Origin of the sequence: Stutzerimonas decontaminans (genome assembly GCF_000661915.1) — a bacterium.
Lineage (GTDB): Bacteria > Pseudomonadota > Gammaproteobacteria > Pseudomonadales > Pseudomonadaceae > Stutzerimonas > Stutzerimonas decontaminans.
Window position 1 is genome coordinate 1,961,712 of sequence record NZ_CP007509.1, and the last position, 17,399, is coordinate 1,979,110.

General features: G+C 61.1%; 17 protein-coding genes and 1 tRNA gene. 10 read left to right on the top strand and 8 right to left on the bottom strand.

The window, feature by feature from the left end:
* Window positions 1-53: 53 nt before the first annotated feature.
* The 7 genes from rpmI (at window position 54) to UIB01_RS09245 (ending at window position 5,039) form a co-directional block, all read left to right on the top strand.
* Window positions 54-248 carry a 50S ribosomal protein L35 gene (gene rpmI, locus UIB01_RS09215; protein WP_003298367.1) on the top strand — a complete coding sequence of 65 codons (195 nt, stop codon included), beginning with the start codon at window positions 54-56 and terminating at the stop codon, window positions 246-248.
* Between the two features lie 27 nt (window positions 249-275).
* Window positions 276-632: a 50S ribosomal protein L20 gene (gene rplT / locus UIB01_RS09220; protein ID WP_003282569.1), complete on the top strand. Its 357-nt coding sequence runs from the start codon at window positions 276-278 to the stop codon at window positions 630-632.
* 172 nt (window positions 633-804) lie between these two features.
* Entirely contained in the window at window positions 805-1,821 is a 1,017-nt protein-coding gene (gene pheS, locus UIB01_RS09225) for a phenylalanine--tRNA ligase subunit alpha (protein WP_038659277.1), read from the top strand.
* A 36-nt stretch (window positions 1,822-1,857) separates the two neighbouring features.
* The gene (pheT, locus tag UIB01_RS09230) at window positions 1,858-4,236 is read left to right on the top strand and encodes a phenylalanine--tRNA ligase subunit beta (RefSeq protein WP_038659280.1); all 2,379 of its coding nucleotides are present in this window, start codon (window positions 1,858-1,860) and stop codon (window positions 4,234-4,236) included.
* A 3-nt stretch (window positions 4,237-4,239) separates the two neighbouring features.
* A complete protein-coding gene (gene ihfA, locus UIB01_RS09235) occupies window positions 4,240-4,542 on the top strand; it encodes an integration host factor subunit alpha (protein WP_003282572.1) in 303 nt (100 codons plus the stop codon).
* Complete coding sequence (locus UIB01_RS09240; protein ID WP_038659283.1) at window positions 4,523-4,879, top strand: MerR family transcriptional regulator; 357 nt, start codon at window positions 4,523-4,525, stop codon at window positions 4,877-4,879. Before ihfA ends, UIB01_RS09240 begins: the two co-directional genes overlap by 20 nt.
* Before the next feature lie 83 nt (window positions 4,880-4,962).
* Window positions 4,963-5,039, top strand: a tRNA-Pro gene (locus UIB01_RS09245).
* Window positions 5,040-5,132: 93 nt separating this feature from the next.
* Here UIB01_RS09245 and UIB01_RS09250 read toward each other — a convergent pair.
* Window positions 5,133-6,332, bottom strand: coding sequence for a tyrosine-type recombinase/integrase (locus tag UIB01_RS09250; protein ID WP_038659285.1), 1,200 nt, complete (start codon window positions 6,330-6,332; stop codon window positions 5,133-5,135).
* Window positions 6,333-6,751: 419 nt separating this feature from the next.
* On the opposite strand from UIB01_RS09250, the gene UIB01_RS09255 reads away from it, so the two are divergent.
* The 3 genes from UIB01_RS09255 to UIB01_RS09265 all read left to right on the top strand — a co-directional run bounded on the left by UIB01_RS09255 (window position 6,752) and on the right by UIB01_RS09265 (window position 9,872).
* Window positions 6,752-8,017 carry a hypothetical protein gene (locus tag UIB01_RS09255; RefSeq protein WP_230585297.1) on the top strand — a complete coding sequence of 422 codons (1,266 nt, stop codon included), beginning with the start codon at window positions 6,752-6,754 and terminating at the stop codon, window positions 8,015-8,017.
* Window positions 8,018-8,199: 182 nt separating this feature from the next.
* Window positions 8,200-9,516 (top strand): type II toxin-antitoxin system HipA family toxin, encoded by a 1,317-nt coding sequence (locus tag UIB01_RS09260; protein WP_038659288.1) that lies wholly within the window; start codon window positions 8,200-8,202, stop codon window positions 9,514-9,516.
* Entirely contained in the window at window positions 9,513-9,872 is a 360-nt protein-coding gene (locus UIB01_RS09265; protein WP_230585298.1) for a helix-turn-helix domain-containing protein, read from the top strand. Before UIB01_RS09260 ends, UIB01_RS09265 begins: the two co-directional genes overlap by 4 nt.
* A 103-nt stretch (window positions 9,873-9,975) precedes the next feature.
* Here UIB01_RS09265 and UIB01_RS09270 read toward each other — a convergent pair whose 3' ends face one another.
* From UIB01_RS09270 to trbE, 7 genes are read right to left on the bottom strand one after another with little or no spacing between them, the layout of a single operon-like run.
* Complete coding sequence (locus UIB01_RS09270) at window positions 9,976-11,181, bottom strand: TraB/TrbI/VirB10 family type IV secretion system protein (protein ID WP_038659290.1); 1,206 nt, start codon at window positions 11,179-11,181, stop codon at window positions 9,976-9,978.
* Window positions 11,178-12,161: a P-type conjugative transfer protein TrbG gene (gene trbG / locus UIB01_RS09275; RefSeq protein ID WP_038659293.1), complete on the bottom strand. Its 984-nt coding sequence runs from the start codon at window positions 12,159-12,161 to the stop codon at window positions 11,178-11,180. The genes UIB01_RS09270 and trbG overlap by 4 nt, the downstream gene beginning before the upstream one ends.
* Before the next feature lie 12 nt (window positions 12,162-12,173).
* Window positions 12,174-12,866: a conjugal transfer protein TrbF gene (trbF, locus tag UIB01_RS09280; protein ID WP_038659296.1), complete on the bottom strand. Its 693-nt coding sequence runs from the start codon at window positions 12,864-12,866 to the stop codon at window positions 12,174-12,176.
* 14 nt (window positions 12,867-12,880) lie between these two features.
* Window positions 12,881-14,038 carry a P-type conjugative transfer protein TrbL gene (trbL, locus tag UIB01_RS09285; protein ID WP_038659299.1) on the bottom strand — a complete coding sequence of 386 codons (1,158 nt, stop codon included), beginning with the start codon at window positions 14,036-14,038 and terminating at the stop codon, window positions 12,881-12,883.
* Window positions 14,035-14,247, bottom strand: a complete 213-nt coding sequence (locus UIB01_RS22495; RefSeq protein WP_080695066.1) for a hypothetical protein — start codon at window positions 14,245-14,247, stop codon at window positions 14,035-14,037. Before UIB01_RS22495 ends, trbL begins: the two co-directional genes overlap by 4 nt.
* A complete protein-coding gene (gene trbJ / locus UIB01_RS09295; protein ID WP_038659302.1) occupies window positions 14,244-14,975 on the bottom strand; it encodes a P-type conjugative transfer protein TrbJ in 732 nt (243 codons plus the stop codon). Before trbJ ends, UIB01_RS22495 begins: the two co-directional genes overlap by 4 nt.
* Window positions 14,972-17,392: a conjugal transfer protein TrbE gene (trbE, locus tag UIB01_RS09300; RefSeq protein ID WP_038659304.1), complete on the bottom strand. Its 2,421-nt coding sequence runs from the start codon at window positions 17,390-17,392 to the stop codon at window positions 14,972-14,974. The genes trbJ and trbE overlap by 4 nt, the downstream gene beginning before the upstream one ends.
* Between the last annotated feature and the right edge of the window lie 7 nt (window positions 17,393-17,399).

Below are 17,399 nucleotides of genomic sequence, written 5' to 3' on the forward strand. Positions count from 1 at the left end.
CACTGGCAGGCCTTGCGGTTATTTGTAATCACCCACAATGTGGAGTACCGAACATGCCAAAGATGAAGACTAAAAGTGGTGCTGCGAAGCGCTTCAAGAAGACTGCTAACGGCTTCAAGCACAAGCACGCTTTCAAGAGCCACATCCTGACCAAAATGACCACCAAGCGTAAGCGTCAGCTGCGCGGTTGCTCGCAAGTGCACCCGTCCGACGTTGCAAAGGTGGAGCGCATGCTGCGCGTTCGTTGATCCGGTCAAGACTCAGAGGAATAACTCATGGCTCGTGTTAAGCGTGGCGTCGTTGCCCGTCGCCGTCACAAGAAAATTCTGAAACTCGCCAAAGGCTACTACGGTGCGCGTTCGCGCGTATTCCGCGTTGCCAAGCAGGCGGTAATCAAGGCTGGCCAGTATGCCTACCGTGACCGCCGTCAGCGCAAGCGTCAGTTCCGCGCTCTGTGGATCGCCCGTATCAACGCAGGTGCTCGTGTCAACGGTCTGTCTTACAGCCGTCTGATCGCCGGCCTGAAAAAGGCGGCCATCGAGATCGACCGCAAGGTTCTGGCCGATCTGGCAGTGAACGAAAAAGCGGCGTTTGCTGCGATTGTCGAAAAAGCCAAAGCTTCTCTGGCTTAAGCCCCGGCAATCCGGGCCTTCGGGTCCGTTGCAACGTCATCGATAGGGGAAGAGCCTTGTGCTCTTCCCCTATTTCGTATCTGGAAGGGGCTTTTGCAAAAATGCGTATGGTGGCGGCCAATAAAGGCGTTTGACCAGCGCGGTTCTGCAAGAACCTCTGGAGGTTGTGTACATGGAAAATTTGGATGCACTGGTCTCGCAAGCGCTAGAGGCTGTGCAACGAAGCGAGGATATCGGTGCTCTCGAGCAGGTGCGCGTTCAGTACCTGGGTAAGAAGGGTGAACTCACTCAGCTGATGCAAACGCTGGGCAAGCTTTCTGCGGACGAGCGTCCGCAGGCCGGTGCGCTGATCAATGCTGCGAAGAATCAAGTGCAGGATGTGCTCAATGCTCGCAAGGCCGACCTTGAGCAAGCTGCCCTGGGAGCGAAGCTGGCAGCTGAGCGAATCGACATAACCCTGCCGGGGCGCGGTGAAGCATCCGGCGGACTGCATCCAGTGACACGCACGCTGGAGCGGGTCGAACAGTTCTTCAGCCACATTGGTTATAGCGTGGCAGAAGGTCCCGAGGTTGAAGATGATTACCACAACTTCGAAGCGCTGAATATTCCAGGGCATCACCCGGCGAGGGCGATGCACGATACCTTCTACTTCAACGCAAACATGTTGCTGCGCACGCATACTTCGCCGGTTCAGGTGCGCACCATGGAATCACGCCAGCCGCCCATTCGTATCGTCTGCCCTGGGCGCGTCTATCGTTGCGATTCCGATATCACTCATTCCCCCATGTTTCATCAGGTCGAAGGGCTGCTGATCGACGAGGGCGTCAGCTTTGCAGATCTGAAAGGCACTATCGAAGAGTTCCTGCGGGTGTTCTTCGAGAAGCCGCTGGGTGTTCGCTTCCGGCCTTCATTCTTTCCGTTCACCGAGCCTTCTGCAGAAGTCGATATGCAGTGCGTGATGTGTAGCGGCAAGGGCTGTCGGGTGTGCAAGCAGACCGGCTGGCTTGAGGTCATGGGGTGCGGCATGGTGCATCCGAACGTATTGAGGATGTCTGGAATCGATCCGGAGCGTTACTCGGGGTTCGCCTTCGGCATGGGTGTCGAGCGTCTCGCTATGCTGCGTTACGGTGTCAATGACTTGCGCCTGTTCTTCGATAACGATCTGCGGTTTCTTGCGCAATTTCGCTAGTGCCGCCGCCCGTCAACGAACTATTAGGAGAGCAGGATGAAATTCAGTGAACAATGGCTGCGGAGCTGGGTAAATCCGCAAGTTTCCCGCGACGAGCTGGTTGCTCGTCTGTCAATGGTCGGGCTTGAGGTTGATGCTGTAACACCCGTTGCTGGCAGCTTCAGCGGTGTGGTTGTCGGTGAGGTCCTTGAAACCGTGCAGCATCCTGACGCCGACAAGCTCCGGGTCTGTCAGGTTAGCAATGGAAATGAAACCTTTCAGGTCGTGTGCGGAGCGCCAAACGTGCGGCCCGGCCTGAAGATCCCGTTTGCGATGATTGGCGCTCAATTACCGGGCGACTTCAAAATCAAGAAGGCCAAGCTCCGCGGTGTCGAATCCAACGGCATGCTTTGCTCAGAAACCGAGTTGCAGGTGGGTAGTGACGATAGCGGTCTGATGGAGCTGGCCGGCGACGCGCCGGTGGGGACTGATTTTCGGGAGTATCTCGGTCTCGATGATGCAAGCATCGAAATCGGTTTAACCCCCAATCGTGGTGATTGCCTGTCCATTGCCGGCTTGGCTCGTGAAGTTGGCGCTATCTATGGCTCAGCGGTCAGTCCGGTGCAATTCGCCTTGGCGCCGGTACATCATGACGACACCCGTCCAGTCGAGGTACTGGCTCCCAAGGCATGCCCGCGTTATCTCGGGCGCGTTTTGCGAAATGTTGATTTGTCGCGTCCGACGCCGCTTTGGATGGTTGAGCGTCTTCGACGCTCCGATATCCGTAGCATTGACGCTGTCGTCGATGTAACCAACTACGTAATGCTCGAGCTGGGCCAGCCCCTGCATGCCTTCGATCTCGCCGAGATTAAGGGTGGTATTCGGGTTCGGATGGCCGAAGAGGGTGAAAAGCTGGTCTTGCTCGACGGCCAGGAAATCACCCTGCGTGCGGATACGCTCGTTATTGCAGATCATCAGCGCCCTCTTGCCATCGCTGGTGTCATGGGTGGAGAGCATAGCGGCGTAAGCACTGCTACCCAGAATATCTTTCTCGAAAGTGCCTTTTTTGACACCATTGCGCTGGCCGGAAAGGCTCGTTCCTACGGTTTGCACACCGATGCGTCCCATCGCTACGAGCGGGGCGTCGACTCGCAGCTTGCCCGCCAGGCAATGGAGCGCGCAACGAGTCTGCTACTGGATATCGTCGGCGGCGAGGCAGGGCCGATTATTGAGGTGGTCAGCGAAAACGACTTGCCGAAAGTCGCTCCGGTAACCTTGCGCGCTGAGCGCATCAAACAGATGCTGGGGCTCGAAATGGATGGCGCCGAAGTGGTGCGCCTGCTGACATCCTTGGGCCTGGTGGTTGCCGAAGAGGCTAAAGGACGCTGGCAGGTCTGTGTTCCGAGTCACCGCTTCGATATCGGCCTTGAGGTCGATCTGATCGAAGAGCTGGGTCGTTTGTATGGCTACGACCGACTGCCTGTGCGTTATCCGCAGGCCCGGCTTGCGCCTGAGGCGAAGCCCGAGGCTCGTGCCGAGCTGCCGTTGCTCCGACGTTTGCTGGTCGCCCGCGGATATCAGGAGGCGATCACTTACAGCTTCATCGATCCCAAGCTGTTCGAACTGTTCAGTCCTGACATGAAACCGTTACAGCTGGCCAATCCAATCTCCGCTGATATGGCGGCCATGCGCGCGTCGCTCTGGCCGGGGCTGGTTAAGGCGCTGCAGTACAATCTCAACCGGCAGCAACCACGTGTGCGCTTGTTCGAGGCGGGACTGCGCTTTGTCGGTCAGTTGCAGGAGCTTGAGCAAGAAAGCATGCTGGCTGGCGTGTTAACCGGGAGCCGTCAGCCAGAGGGTTGGACGAACTCGCGTGAGGCGGTGGACTTTTACGACATCAAGGCAGACGTCGAGGCGCTGCTGGCTTTTGCCGGAAATGCTGGCGTCTATCGTTTCGTTGCGGGAGAGCACCCGGCGCTGCACCCGGGGCAGACGGCACGTATCGAGCGCGACGGTCGATTGGTCGGGTTCGTTGGGAGTCTCCATCCTGAGTTGGCAGGCACCTTGGGTATAGACCAACCGGTTTACATGTTCGAGCTGAAGCTCAGCGAGATCGCCGAGGGGCGGATGCCTTCCTTTGCAGAGCTTTCGCGCTTCCCAGAAGTCCGGCGCGACCTTGCCGTGCTGGTCGGGCGGGAGATCGCAGCCGACGATATCCTGAGTTGCATTCGTGAGGCTGCGGGCGAGAATCTGACGGACCTCAAGCTATTTGACGTCTATCAGGGGAAAGGTATTGATCCCCTTAGCAAAAGTATGGCAGTCGGCTTGACCTGGCAGCACCCTTCGCGCACTCTAAACGACGATGAGGTGAACGGTGTGATGCAGAAAATCCTCACCTCCCTGGAAGAAAGGTTCAACGCCACGTTAAGGAAATAGCGTATGGGGGCTCTGACGAAAGCTGAAATGGCGGAACGTCTATATGAAGAGCTGGGCTTGAATAAGCGCGAGGCCAAGGAGTTGGTGGAGCTGTTTTTCGAGGAGATCCGTCAGGCGCTCGAGCATAACGAGCAGGTCAAGTTGTCCGGATTCGGCAATTTCGACCTGCGCGACAAGCGTCAGCGGCCGGGTCGCAATCCGAAAACAGGTGAGGAGATACCTATCACGGCGCGTCGTGTGGTGACGTTCCGCCCAGGGCAGAAGCTCAAAGCGAGAGTCGAGGCCTATGCTGGAACCAAGTCATAACGACGAGCTTCCGTCGATCCCCGGCAAGCGCTATTTCACTATCGGTGAAGTAAGCGAGCTGTGCGCCGTGAAACCGCACGTGTTGCGCTACTGGGAGCAAGAATTTCCCCAGCTCAACCCGGTAAAGCGCCGCGGCAACAGGCGTTACTACCAGCGTCAGGATGTCCTGTTGATTCGTCAGATTCGTGCGCTGCTCTACGATCAGGGCTTCACCATCGGCGGCGCCAGGCAGCGTATGTCGGGCGACGAAGCACGTGACGACACGACTCAATACAAGCAACTTATCCGGCAGATGATCTCTGAGCTGGAGGAGGTTCTTCAGGTGCTGAAGAAGTAGCGGCTGGAGCGTAAAAAACTTTCACATATTCAGGCGGTTATTGTATAGTTCGCTCCGCTTTCAGCAGAGCTGGCAGCAACAGTCGGGGCGTAGCGCAGCCTGGTAGCGCACTTGCATGGGGTGCAAGGGGTCGAGTGTTCGAATCACTCCGTCCCGACCAAAATTCCCTAGAAAATCCAGTTACTTAACGGTGGCTGGATTTTTTTTGCGCGGTCGACGCTCATCGATGTGGGGACTTTTGGGGGGGCTTTTTTCATCCTGCCTTTCTCCTCAGTATTGTCAGCGCCGGTCCCCTCGAATCCGTCGCCGAAATCTTGTTGGCCTCATCGATCAGCTTGCCCAGTTCGGCCGCCGAGTAGTGGCTGGTGATGCTGCCGTTCTTGTGGCCCAAAAGTACCTTCCTGTCTTCCTCCGTCACGCCTGCAGCGCGAAGCCTGCGACCGAACGTGTGCTTCAGGTCATGCACGCGGATCGACGCAAAACCCGACGGTGCTGTTCGCTTGAAGCGCTGCTCGTACATCGCGGCCGCTCGTTTCCTTGCTTTGCGCCACGCCGAGTCGTTCATGCGGTGCATCGGAGTGGCGTTGCCATCTTTGTCGACTTGGCCGTAGGGAAACACCCATAACGGGTCCAGTCCGCGTTGCCCCTCGATCACCGACTTGGCGACCGAGTTCAGAACGATCAGGCGCTCGTCGCCGTTCTTCACGCCCGCGTTTTCGTGTCGCCCGCCAAAATCGGCCGGGATAAGGAAAACGCTGGTTCCGAGCTCCGGTACCGGGATCTCCCAATCCCAGCGAAGCTTGACCACTTCCTGTTCCCGGGAGCCGCTGTTGACCTTGTAGAGCGCCATCCTCTTCAGGTGATCGGGCAGCTCTGTAAACAGCAGGCTCTGCTCCTCCCACGACAGCGGATGGGGCTGACGCGTCGAGCGCCTGAGGTCCAACCGCGTGATCATCGGGACGGTATCAAGCCAGGGACGTCTCGCTTCATCACGCCACTTACGGGCGCAGAGATTCAGGACCCGTATAACTCGCTCCAGCGCGATGTTTATGGTTCGAGGTGCCACGCTTCTGCCTTTTTCGGGCGATCCGCGCAGGCGACCGGCGAGCCTGTCCTTCACGTAGGGTGCGAGCGCCTCGTCGTCGATGTGGTCGACCGGTCGATCACCAATGTAGGGGTCGAGTTGCTCGAGATACAACGCCGTCAAGCCTATGGATGGCTGGTCCTTGTACTCCACCAGATAGCGCGTAGCCGCTTCACGCCATGTTCTTACCCTTCTAACGCCATAGATGTGCTGTTGCCTTAGCTGCTCCAGGCGATGTATCAGGTATTGCTCCGCCTCCTTCCGGTCACCTGAGCCAGTGCTTTCTCGAATGCGCTGACCTCGGTAGATCTTGTCGATGTACCAGACGCCGTTGCGTTGATAGAGACCGCTGATTGTTCTTTTCGCCATGGTTGTCCTCCACGGCGCCTACTGCAGGGCCGATCTTCCCCCTGCGCACCGCTCTTTTCAATGCTGGCTCTGGCGATATAGGCATCTGCCCAGGCGTCGAGCTCCTGGCGATCGAAGCCAACGCCCTGGACCCCAATGGGAAATTCGCGAATGAAGGGACGTACGGTCCTGTTGAACTCGCTGCGACACATGCCCAGGTACCCCGGAGCTGAATTGGCTCGCAGAATGCGCGGGGGAAGGGGCGCTAGGGTGGGGCTGCTGGGGTTTGCCATGGCCTTTGGCACCGGTTGCTCGAAACGACAGGGTGCGGTTGGCACCATCGGCTAGATGCTGGGCGTTACGCTGTATGTGCTCAACCGGCTCTGGCATGTTGGAGCGGGCCTGGTAGGAGACGCAGTGCCGATTGGCTGGAGGTAGAGGTGAGCAACGACGAGCGGATTACTAGAGAGACGCTGTACGAACTGGTCTGGAGCGAACCCATGCTCAGGGTCGCTGAGCGCTACAGGGTATCGTCCAGCTTCATGGCTCGGGTTTGCCAATGCATGGGAGTGCCGCGACCGCCGCGCGGTCACTGGGCGAAGCTCAGTCACGGCAAACCCAGTCCGCAGCCGCCGTTGCCTGCGCTGGGGCCTGGAATGCGCGTGTCGTGGCGCCGTGGCGAGCGGGTCGATATGAGCGGTCCTCGTTCACTGCCAAAGCCGCCCGCACGGTCGCGTCGACTCAAGGCCGTGGTTCGCGATGGCCCGGGTCCCCATCCGGTGCTCGCCGGTGCGAAGGAAGTGTTCGGGCAGGGGCAAGAGATCGACCAGGGTTTTCTCAAGCCCTCCAAGCGCCGTCTCGCCGATCTCGTGGTGACCCGTCCGATGCTCGATGAAGGAATCGCGCTGCTCGATGAACTGTTTCGACGGTTCGAGCTAAAAGGGCACCCGGTCAGCTTGTCACCCGGAGATCGGATCTATCGTCGGGTCGGGGTGGATGTGCGCGAGAACCCGGGCAAGACCGCCGAACACCGCTATCCCTCGCTGTGGGTGCCGTCGAAGCCAACGGTCGTTTTCATTGGAACCGTTGCCATTGGGCTGACGTTGTTCGAGCTGACGGAAACGAAAGAGGCGCGTTACATCGACGGCGAGTACGTGCCGCTTGAGCAGGCCGAGCAACATCGGCCCCGGCACGGATGGCCGCACTGGCCCTGGACGACCCAGCATGCCTTCGCGACGGGGCGGTTCTGTCTGCAGGCCTATTCTCCCTATCCGCTGGCCGACTGGTCCGAAACCTGGCGCGAGCGCAAGTCCGGCGACCTGCGAAAACGCCTCGACACCATCGTTCGTGCGGTGCGTGCAGCTGCGCCCCTCGTGGCGCAGCTTGTGGAGGAGGGAGAGCTCGCCGAGCAAGTCCGACGCCGGGAACAAGAAGCGCAATGGCAGCGCCATTTGGAGGAGCGGGAGCGGCAACGGCGCGAGAAGGCCAGGCAGGACGCACGGAATGAGCTTTTGCAGATCATTGCCAGCTGGGACGAAGCGCAGCGTATCGACTCGTTCTTTGCAGCGGCAAGAGCGCAACTTCGACAGCGAAACGATGACGCGCATGATGTGCTTCTCGAGCGGCTGGACAACGCTCGCTCATTGATCGGCGAGCCGGATCCTCTGGCAGCGCTGCTTGGCTGGAAAACACCTGAAGAGCGGTAGCTTTCCCATCATCCCGTTTGATCGTTTCGCAATTGGTCTCGACGGCTTCGTCGGACCAGCAACCAGTACTATAATACCTGATATCGCCCATCTTCTCTTTCTGTAGGTATTTTAATACTGACTAGGCAGGCTTTTTGCGATATATTCGGAACTAAAGTGCCGGTTGTATATTGGGCAGGCTTATGGTTGAAAAACTTACGATCCAGACCCACATCGAGGGCCGCTGGCGAGATGCGCTGGTGCTCTCGATCACGGACATTCGTCATGTGGGGGAAGCGAGATGCACGACCGCCTACCTGCAGCCGTACCTGGTCGACTTCATTGGTGACCTGGACTCGCTTCTCGAGCCCGCCATTAGCGTAAACCTGCCGGTGAATTGGAATCTGGTCGAGACCAGGGGCTATCCGGCTTTCGTTTATGACCTAATGCCAGCCGGTGCCGCTCGCAGATCGCTGGAGAAGCGCTTCGGCGGTGAGAAGCCCGACGGAGTCGATCTCGATTTCTTTCTGCTAAGCCGCTGTACCCCGTCGTCGATCGGCCATCTGCGCGTAAAAGAGTCTTTCGACCACGTGGACCAGACGCGCCGGGAAGCTTTTCCTCGCCGCGAAGTCGTGGACAGGACCAACGATTTTCTCGAGTACGCCTACGAGTCAGGGGCTGCGCTGGGCGGCGCCACCGGTGCACAGGGCGAGGCGCCGAAGCTGCTGATGGTCGAAGGCGTAGATGGGGCGCTGTATGCAGACGCGATGCTGTCCGACGATCTGGCCAGGCGTCATTGGCTGGTCAAGTTCGCGCGCAACCAGGTGACCGAGCGGGACAAGAACATCCTCCGCGCCGAATTCCACTACTACCGGGCGGTCTCGGCCCTCGGCTTGAACACGGTCTCGACCGACGGCCTCGTGCTTGAGGAAGCCGAGAAGCCAAGCCTGTGGATGCCACGCTTCGATCGTCGAGTCGAGCAAGGTGCGGTCGAAAGGATCCCGGTCGAGTCGATCTACTCGGTCTGCGCAAATACCGTTCCGGGGTCAAGGATGAACCATGAGGACGTGCTGGGGCGGTTGATCGGGCTCTGGGCCTCCAACAACCAGGTCGGCGAACTCGAGGAGCTTGTCTTCGAGTACCTGCAGCGCGATCTGTTGAATCGGATCCTCGGCAACTCTGACAACCACGGACGCAACATGGCGATTTTCCGACATCACGGCAGATTCGAGCTCGCGCCCATCTATGACCTCGCGCCGATGGTGCTGGATCCGGAGGGTGTCACGCGGGTGACCAAGTGGAGGCCGGAACACATGGGAAGCCCGGACTGGCGAGCGGTCTGCGATTATTTCCACGCCATTACCGATCCGGCTGCGCTGTTCGAGCGCCTTCGGGCGGCTGCGCAGAGATTCAGAGCATTGCCCGATCTGTTGATCGATTTGCCCGCAGAGGTGCGGCAGGCCCGGACCATCCCGCTGAACAACCTGGACACACGCCTGGCGGAATGGGGGTTCAGATGAGCACGCCCAATAGCGAGCAAAGAAAGCAGATCATCAACGACATCATGCAGGGCCATGCGTCGGGAAGGGAAACGCTGGGGACCTCTATACGCCGGTTGCGCCTCGAGGTGACCGGTTTCGACCAGGCGACCTTCGCCGCGATGTGCAACCTTTCCGTCAAGGCCCTGTACAAGCTAGAGACCGACAAAGGTAATCCAACCCTCGGCACCATCGAGGCGATCCTGAGAAAATTCGGGCTTCGCCTTGGGCTCGTTGCGGGCATACCCGCCTCGTCCGTTTCTCTGCGTGAGCCGTCGTCGGATGTGGCCCGCCCGGTCCGCGGAGCCAACCCCCGCCGCAAGCACGTCGAACGGTGAGCAGGGGCGATGGCGGCTCCGCCCGATAAGGGCGGCGAACGAAGATAGGTGGACTAGCGCCGGGCAGGTCTGGAGATTGAGTCTTCGTCGTCTCGCTCGATTTTCATGGCCGGCCATGTATCGGTGCGGAACGCGGCCGATACGGGCGCAGCGGGATATCGCGGTTGACGATGATTCGCAGGGGAAGACCAGGCCGCTGGCTGAGTGTCGGCCGGATGTCCACGTTCCGACGGGTGACCTCCTGGCCGACCTGGTTGACCGAGTCTTGCAAGCTGTCACGACCGGCTATCACGATTCGATCCCCCTCGTTGCGACTGGCCGGGGCCGCCAGTTCGGCGCCAATTCCCAACAGGCTGGTCAGAGCCGCGCCGGCAACGATTCGATCCCAGTGCCAATCAACGCCGTCCTCGAGGCCGGCATAGCCTTGGGGGTCACTTGCGATCGGGTTGTCGAGTTTCAGCGACGAGGTGTCGGGGAAAATGAGTCGGTGCCAGACCACGTCGATACGGCTCTGCCCGTGGCGGATCTGGCTGTCGTAGCGGCCAAGCAGACGAGCACCCTGGGGAATGAGCACATGTGCTCCGGTCGCCGTGTCGTAGACCGGCTCGGTTACCGTGGCGATCACGTCGCCTGGCAGGTCGGACTTGATGCCGGTCACCAGCGCGGCCGCGATCACGCTCCCTGCCATGACCTGATAGGGCGAGGCCGGCTTCTGCACCAATGCGGATTCGCTCATTTGTGCGTCTGAGGTTTTACTGACAAGCGCCTGGTTGCCACTGGGGCTCTGAACAGAGCGGCCAGGGCGACCCGGATCAATGACGGGCTCGCTTGCTGACCGGGTGTTGTTGGCCTGGAAGAAGAGAGGTGAGAGGCGCGCTTGCTCGTCCTCTTCCGCGTCCGCCAGTTCGGCCGTTTTCGGCTCGACGTCGCCTGGGTGCGATGGGGCATAAGCCAAAGGCTCGGTTGTCGCGATATCGGCTCTATCGGTACGGCTACTCGACGCTGGGCGGGGCGACGCCAATTGCGAATAGTCCTTTGCAAGTGTTTCGAGTCGCTCCGGTCGCATATTGTGATCGACGTTGAAGAGTTCTCCCGCCGCGTTCTTGCGCGTTTGATCCTGCGGATTCAGTCCCAGGAGTAGGGCGATGAGCGTCGCAGTCGCCAGGCTCCCGGCAATGGCCAGCACTGTTCGTGCGTTTAGCCGCGTGACGCGATCCGGTCGGGCGCGCAATGCCAGCGTCTCGGCCGCCACCTTCGTCTGCGGCTGCACTGGGCCGTCGTTCTCCGCGGCATCGGTCGCGCTCGTCATCGATGACCACCTGATTGGACGTCGCTGCGTTCGATCCGAACGACCGCATTTTTTTCGCCGCCCAGCCGAAGCTCCGCCGCGGCGAAGAGCCGGTCGACGACGTAGTAGGGCGTGCGGACGCGGTAGTTGACCAACTGGCCATCGCCTGTAGCGCCAATGACGAAAAGTGGCGGGAGCTCGCCCTGGGCAATCCCGGGAGGAAACTGGATGTAGACCTTGCGACCATCGTCGAATGCACGAAGTGGCTTCCAGGACGGGTTGTCGCCGCGGATCACATAGCGAAACTGCAGCTGTTCGAGGGCGAGGCCGGCATCCACGGGGGCCGCTTCGAGGGCCTCGGCGGCCTGCCTTTTGAGGGCAAGAAGTCGATCCTGTGGATAGTCCCAGGATACCGATGCCATCCAGGCCTGCTCAGTGGAGGTCAGTTCGATCAGGTAGGTGCGTCGGTTGGTGGTGATCACCATGTTCGTCATGATATCGACGCGGGTCGGTTTGACGATGATGCTGATCCGCAGCTTCTCGCCCATCCCGCTCGTTGTGTCGCCAACGATCCAGCGTGCGGTGTCACCGGCGGCGACGGCGACGAGTTCTTCACCGGGTTCGAGGTTGATCGCGGTGACGCGGCCGGGACTCGCGAAGACCTGGTATAGGGCACCATCGGAGAAAGGCCATACCTGAATTGCGTTGAGATAGCCCTCCTGGCTCGGTGCAATCCTGGCTTCATCGTTGGCGCGCGAGACGCTTGCTTCAGGGGAGGCAGGTCCCGACTGACTGACCGGCTTCGGCAGTGGCTTGAGCTGTGACGGGAGCGCCAGCGGCTGGGGTATCGCCACTACCTCGACCGGCTTGGGAGGCTCCGCCATCTGCTGGGCTGCAACCGGCTCCTCCAGTGGAATCGCCGGAGGTATTTCGTTTCGGCTGGCGCAACCGGTTGTTGCAATGACTAGGAAAGAGCAAACGTAGCGCAGGTACCGCATCATCGTGGGTTCGCCTCATTGACTGGTGTTCAGTTCGCGGCTCCAGGACAGGCTATCGACATAGATGCCCAGGGGGTTCTGGCGAAGCTTTTCTTCGCTGTGTGGCGGCTTGAGGACGACCGTTAGCACGGCGGTCCAGCGCTCGGAACCTGCCGCAGCGCCATCGACGTAGCGGCGCTCCGTCCAGCGCACCTGGAAGGAGTTCTCGCTGGCGCGGACAACGCTCGTGATATCAACCGTGATCGACTCCCTGCCGATGCGTGAGAACGGATCACTCTCGCGAGCGAACTCGTTGAGCGTCGTGGCACCGCGGTTCGTGGTCAGTTGGTAGGCGCCAAGCCAGTTGCTTCGGACCACGATCGGGTCGATGGGCAGCGCGCGGACTTGGGTGATGAAGCGGGCCAGGTGCTGGGCGATCAGCGCATCGCCTGGCTGGTAGTCGGTCGCAGCTTCGCCCACCGCACGAACCTGGCCGGCACTGTCGACTTCCACAACGTACGGAATGATCAGCGACTGTGCCGAACGCCAGACCAAACCCGCCGCCATCAGCAGTGCCAAACCCAGGCAGCCGAACGCCATCAGCCGCCAGTTCCTGGCCTGGAAGCGGCTGGACCCGAGGCGCTCGTCCCAGACCTGCGCCGCAGCCTGGTAGGGCGTCGCGGGTGCAGGCGCTTGCGAGTAGCGCGTGCGAGCACGTCTAAAGCGCATAGAGGCGGTCTCCCTTACCCATCCGACGGGTCCTTCAGTCGAGGTCCCTGTGCCGAGCCGCCAGTGTCCCCGCCGCGCAGGGTGTGGGCCACGGTGGCGGTCGCCTGGCTGAGCTGCTGTCGACGTTGCAGGCGCTTGGCCCAGGCCGGTTGTGCGGTCGAGGTTTCTGACTGCCCATCCGAACCTCGCCCCATGGTGGCTTCAGTCAGGGAGCCGCTTGCCATGCGCGCCGCGCTCGCTGCCCCTGTTGCGCCCGTCACACCGGCGGCGACGCGCGACCCTTGGAGCGCAGACGCTGCGCCGGATGCCAGGGCAACTCCACCGACAGCCATGCCGGCAACCCCTAGGGCGGTACCGGCGGCGGCGCCTGCTCCGAGCTGCGGCGCGCCGGAGACGAGCCCAGCGGCAATTCCGGGGCCGAAGATTCCAAGCCCCAGCATGGCGAGTGAGGCGAGCATCGTGGCCAGTGCATGATCGAGAGTGGGCTCCTCCGGTGTTGATAGAAACTCGTCGAACAGCCCGCTTCCGATTCCGATGATCACCGCGAGCACCAAGATTTTTATCCCTGACGAGACAACGTTGCCGAGGACCTTCTCGGCGAGGAAGGCGGTCTTGTTCCAGAGCGCGAAGGGCACCAATACGAAGCCTGCGAGCGTGGTCAGCTTGAACTCGATCAGGGTGACGAATAGCTGGATGGAGAGAATGAAGAAGCTGACGAGCACCACGAGCCATGCCAGGAACAGCACGACGATCATGTCTAAATTGGCCATCGTCTCGGTGAGCCCCGTCAGGCCACCGATGCGTTCGAGCAGGGGGCGTCCCGCCTCGATGCCTAGCGCTGCAATCCGTCCCGGTTGCAGAAACTGCTCTTGCGTCATGGAAGAGCCTGATGCCAGCAGGCCAAGGCCTGCGAAGGACGTAAAGACGATCTTGGCCAGCCAGTTGAAGTTGCCGATGATGAAGGCGAATGCGCCTACGTAGAGCGTCTTCCTGAGCAGCTTCGCAATGGCATCGTCACCGCCGTTGGCCCACAGCAGGCCCGCAAGGGTGACGTCGATGACGACCAGGGTCGCCGACAGAAAGGCTATCTCCCCATTGAGCAGCCCGAAGCCGGAGTCGATGTAGAGCGAGAAGGTTTCGAGAAAGCGGTCTATGACCCCCACGTCGTTCATGGTTCCGCCTCCTCGAAGGTCGGCGGGATGTCCGGCAGCTGATGCAGCCGTTGAAACTCATCGGGCCGTGCCCGCCCGGAGAAGAAGCGCTGTGTTGCATCAGGTTTCGCATGGCGCGCAGCATCGCTGCTCGAATCCGCCTGCTGGCAGCCGCACGCCAGTACAAGCGCAGCACCCAAAAGAGCCGGGACGAACACGCGCGGCTTCATGGTGCGAAGACCCGGATGGGGCGAGGCGAATAGGCCGTGCCAATAGACATGAAGCGTTTGCGCTGCTCTCGGGCCTCGTGCTCGGCGGCAACCTGGCGGGCCTGCCCGATGGACACGGCGCGGTGCTGTGCGATCGCCAATTGCTGGGCCTGGATGACCTGTTTGGCCTGCAGCGCTAGCAACTGGTTGGTCGCCTGCGAAGCCTGAAGCGCCCCCACTGCAGATTGGCTTTGACTGACTAGGTCGGTGAGCGCAGCCTCATCCAAGGCAAGATCCTGCGAGAGCTGCGCCTGCATCCGGAGGGCTGTATGCACGCCTTCGCGTGCCTGGCTCCAACGCTCGATCGAGTGTGCGGCCATGTCGGACCCAGTGATCGAGGCGGCATACCGCTCGGGGTACAGTCGAGCGAAAGCCTGGTCGAGCCTTGAAATCTCGTACGCGAGACCGGTTGCCTCGGCCAGCAGTTGCTCGCTTCGCCTGATCGACTGCCGCAGCCGGTTAACGGCATTGAAGTCCAGTGCGGCAAGGTTGCGCGCCTGGTTCAGCAGCATCTGGGTCTCGTTGTGCAGCTGGCTGATCTGGTTGTTGGTCATCTCCAGCGTGCGCACGGCGGTGAGCGTGTTCTGGGCCAGGTTGGTCGGATCGATGACGGTTATCGCGCCTGCGCGTCCGATGGACGAGGCGCAGAGCAAAACTACCGTGTGTAGGACCAGGCGCTGCAGCGTCATGGCTGGTGGTCCTGTGCCGATTGATGGGACGCAAGCAGCCCGGCCGCCCAGCCCAGTCCGCGGTTCTGCAGCCAGGAATGTGCGAAGGGCGCTCCGCTCGAGAGCACCTGATCGATCCGGCGCTGGTCTTCGGGCGTGGCTGCGGCCGCAAAGGCGAGCGCTACCGGACCGAGTGCCAGCTCGAACAGGCGGTTGCCCTGACGGGACTGGTAGTAGTACTCGCGCTTGGGTACGGCACTGGCGATCATTGCGATCTGGCGATCGTTCAGGCCAAACGCCTTGTAGAGTTCGCGGACCTGTGGCTCATGCGCCTGCGGATTGGGCAGCAGGATCCTGCTCGCGCAGCTTTCGATGACGGCCGAGGCAATGCTCGAGGCGTCGATATCGGCAAGCGATTGGGTGGCAAAGATCACCGAGACGTTCTTCTTTCGCAGCGTCTTTAGCCATTGCCGGATGCGGGCCGCGAATAGCGGCTCGTCCAGAAATAGCCAGGCTTCGTCGAGAATGAGCAGCGTCGGCGCGCCATCGAATTGATCGTCGAACCGATGAAACAGGTAGCCGAGCACCGCGGCGACGCTCGCCTTGCTCGACATGAGCGCCTCCATCTCGAAGCACTGCACCGGCGCATCGGCCAGGCAGTCCTGGTCCGCATCGAGTAGATGGCCATGTGGGCCGCCGAGCAGATAGGGCTCGAGTGCTTCGCGAAGGGTGGGGTCCTGCAGCAGCAGGGTGAAACCCGTGAGGGTCCGCTGGGCCTTGGGCACGCCGGCCAGGCTCAGCAGCGCCGTCCAGATGGCCGACCGTTCTTCGGGTCCCACCTGGACACCCTCTTGCAGCAGGCGGGCCTGGACCCACTCGCTCGCCCACGTGCGCTGGCGATCATCATCAATGTTGGCCAGCGGCTGAAACGCGATCGAAGCGCTGTGCCCGAGATCATAGTGGACGCCGCCGAGTCCCAGCGTCGTCGCTCTCAGCGAGCGACCCATGTCGAAGATCAGAAGGCGTGCGCCCGGGTAGCGCCGAAATTGCAGGGCAAGGGTCGCAAGCAGCACGGACTTGCCCATGCCGGTTGGGCCTGCGATCAGCGTATGGCCGACATCGCCGACATGGGTAACCAGCCGAAAAGGCGTCGAGGCCTCGGTACGGGTGATCATCAGGGGCGGGCCGTCAAGGTGCTGGTTTCGCGCGGGGCCTGCCCATACGGCCGAGACCGGCATCAGGTGCGCAAGGTTGAGGGTCGAGATCAGTGGCTGGCGTACGTTGGCGTAGGCATTGCCGGGGATGGAGGAGAGCCAGGCCTCGACTGCATTGAGCTGCTCGGCAATGGTGACGAGCCCGTGGCTCTGGATGGTTCGCTCCACCAGCCGACGTTTCTCCTCGGCTTGCTCACGGGTATCGCCGAGAACCGTCACGGTTGTCGTGACATACCCAAAGGCGGTCATGTCGGCGCCGAGTTCCTGCAGTGCAGCGTCAGCGTCGGCGGCCTGGTTGGACGCGTCGTTGTCGACCAGTGCGCTTTCCTGTTGGAAGACGGTTTCGCGCAGGAGCGTCGCAACACTTTTGCGCTTGGCGAACCACTGTCGGCGAAGCCGCGTGAGTTCGGCGAGGGCTTCCTGCTTGTCGAGGCAGATGAAGCGGGTGGACCAGCGATACGCGATGGCGATGTGGTTCAAGCTGTCGAGAACGCCGGGCCAGGTCATGCCCGGAAAGCCTCTGACCGAGACGACCCTCAGGTGTTGATCGCCCAGCATGGGCGCGGTCCCTGTTACGAGCGGGCAATCGGCGAGGAGGGCGTCCAGGTAGAAGGGGACAATCGGAACCGTTACCTCCTGCCGCTGTGTCGATACGGTTTGGTGTAGATAGGTCAGCGTCTGCCTATCATCCAGCCAGGCGGACTCGGGCATCGCCCCTTGAATCAAATCATGAAAGCGGTCGCTGTCGCGAACGAAGGCGCCAAGCTCGCGCTTCCAGTCCGCACCGGGTGCGGCCCGGCCGGCGTATAGCAGGCCAGACGCGCGCGCCCGGATTTGCTCGCCCGGCAGGTAGGTAAGGGTCAGGTAGTACTGGCTCTCGAAATGGCGGCCAGTAGCTTCGAACGTCGCTCTGCGTTCCTCGTCAACGAGCCAGGACAGCGCATCGGGAAACTGGCTGGTGGGGTACGCCTCGGATGCGTGCCGGTCTGCCTCTATATGGAGCATCCAGCCGGATCCGAGGCGACGTAACGCATTGTTCAGCCGGGCCGTTATGGCAAGTAGCTCGGCTTCGGTCGAACTTTCGAGATCCGGGCCCCGGTAGCGCAGGGTCCGTTGAAAGGAGCCGTCCTTGTTCAGTACTACCCCAGGCGCCACGAGGCCTGCCCAGGGAAGCCAGTCGGCCAGCCTGGCGGGCAGCGCCCGGTATTCACGCAGATTCAGCATGGTCGGC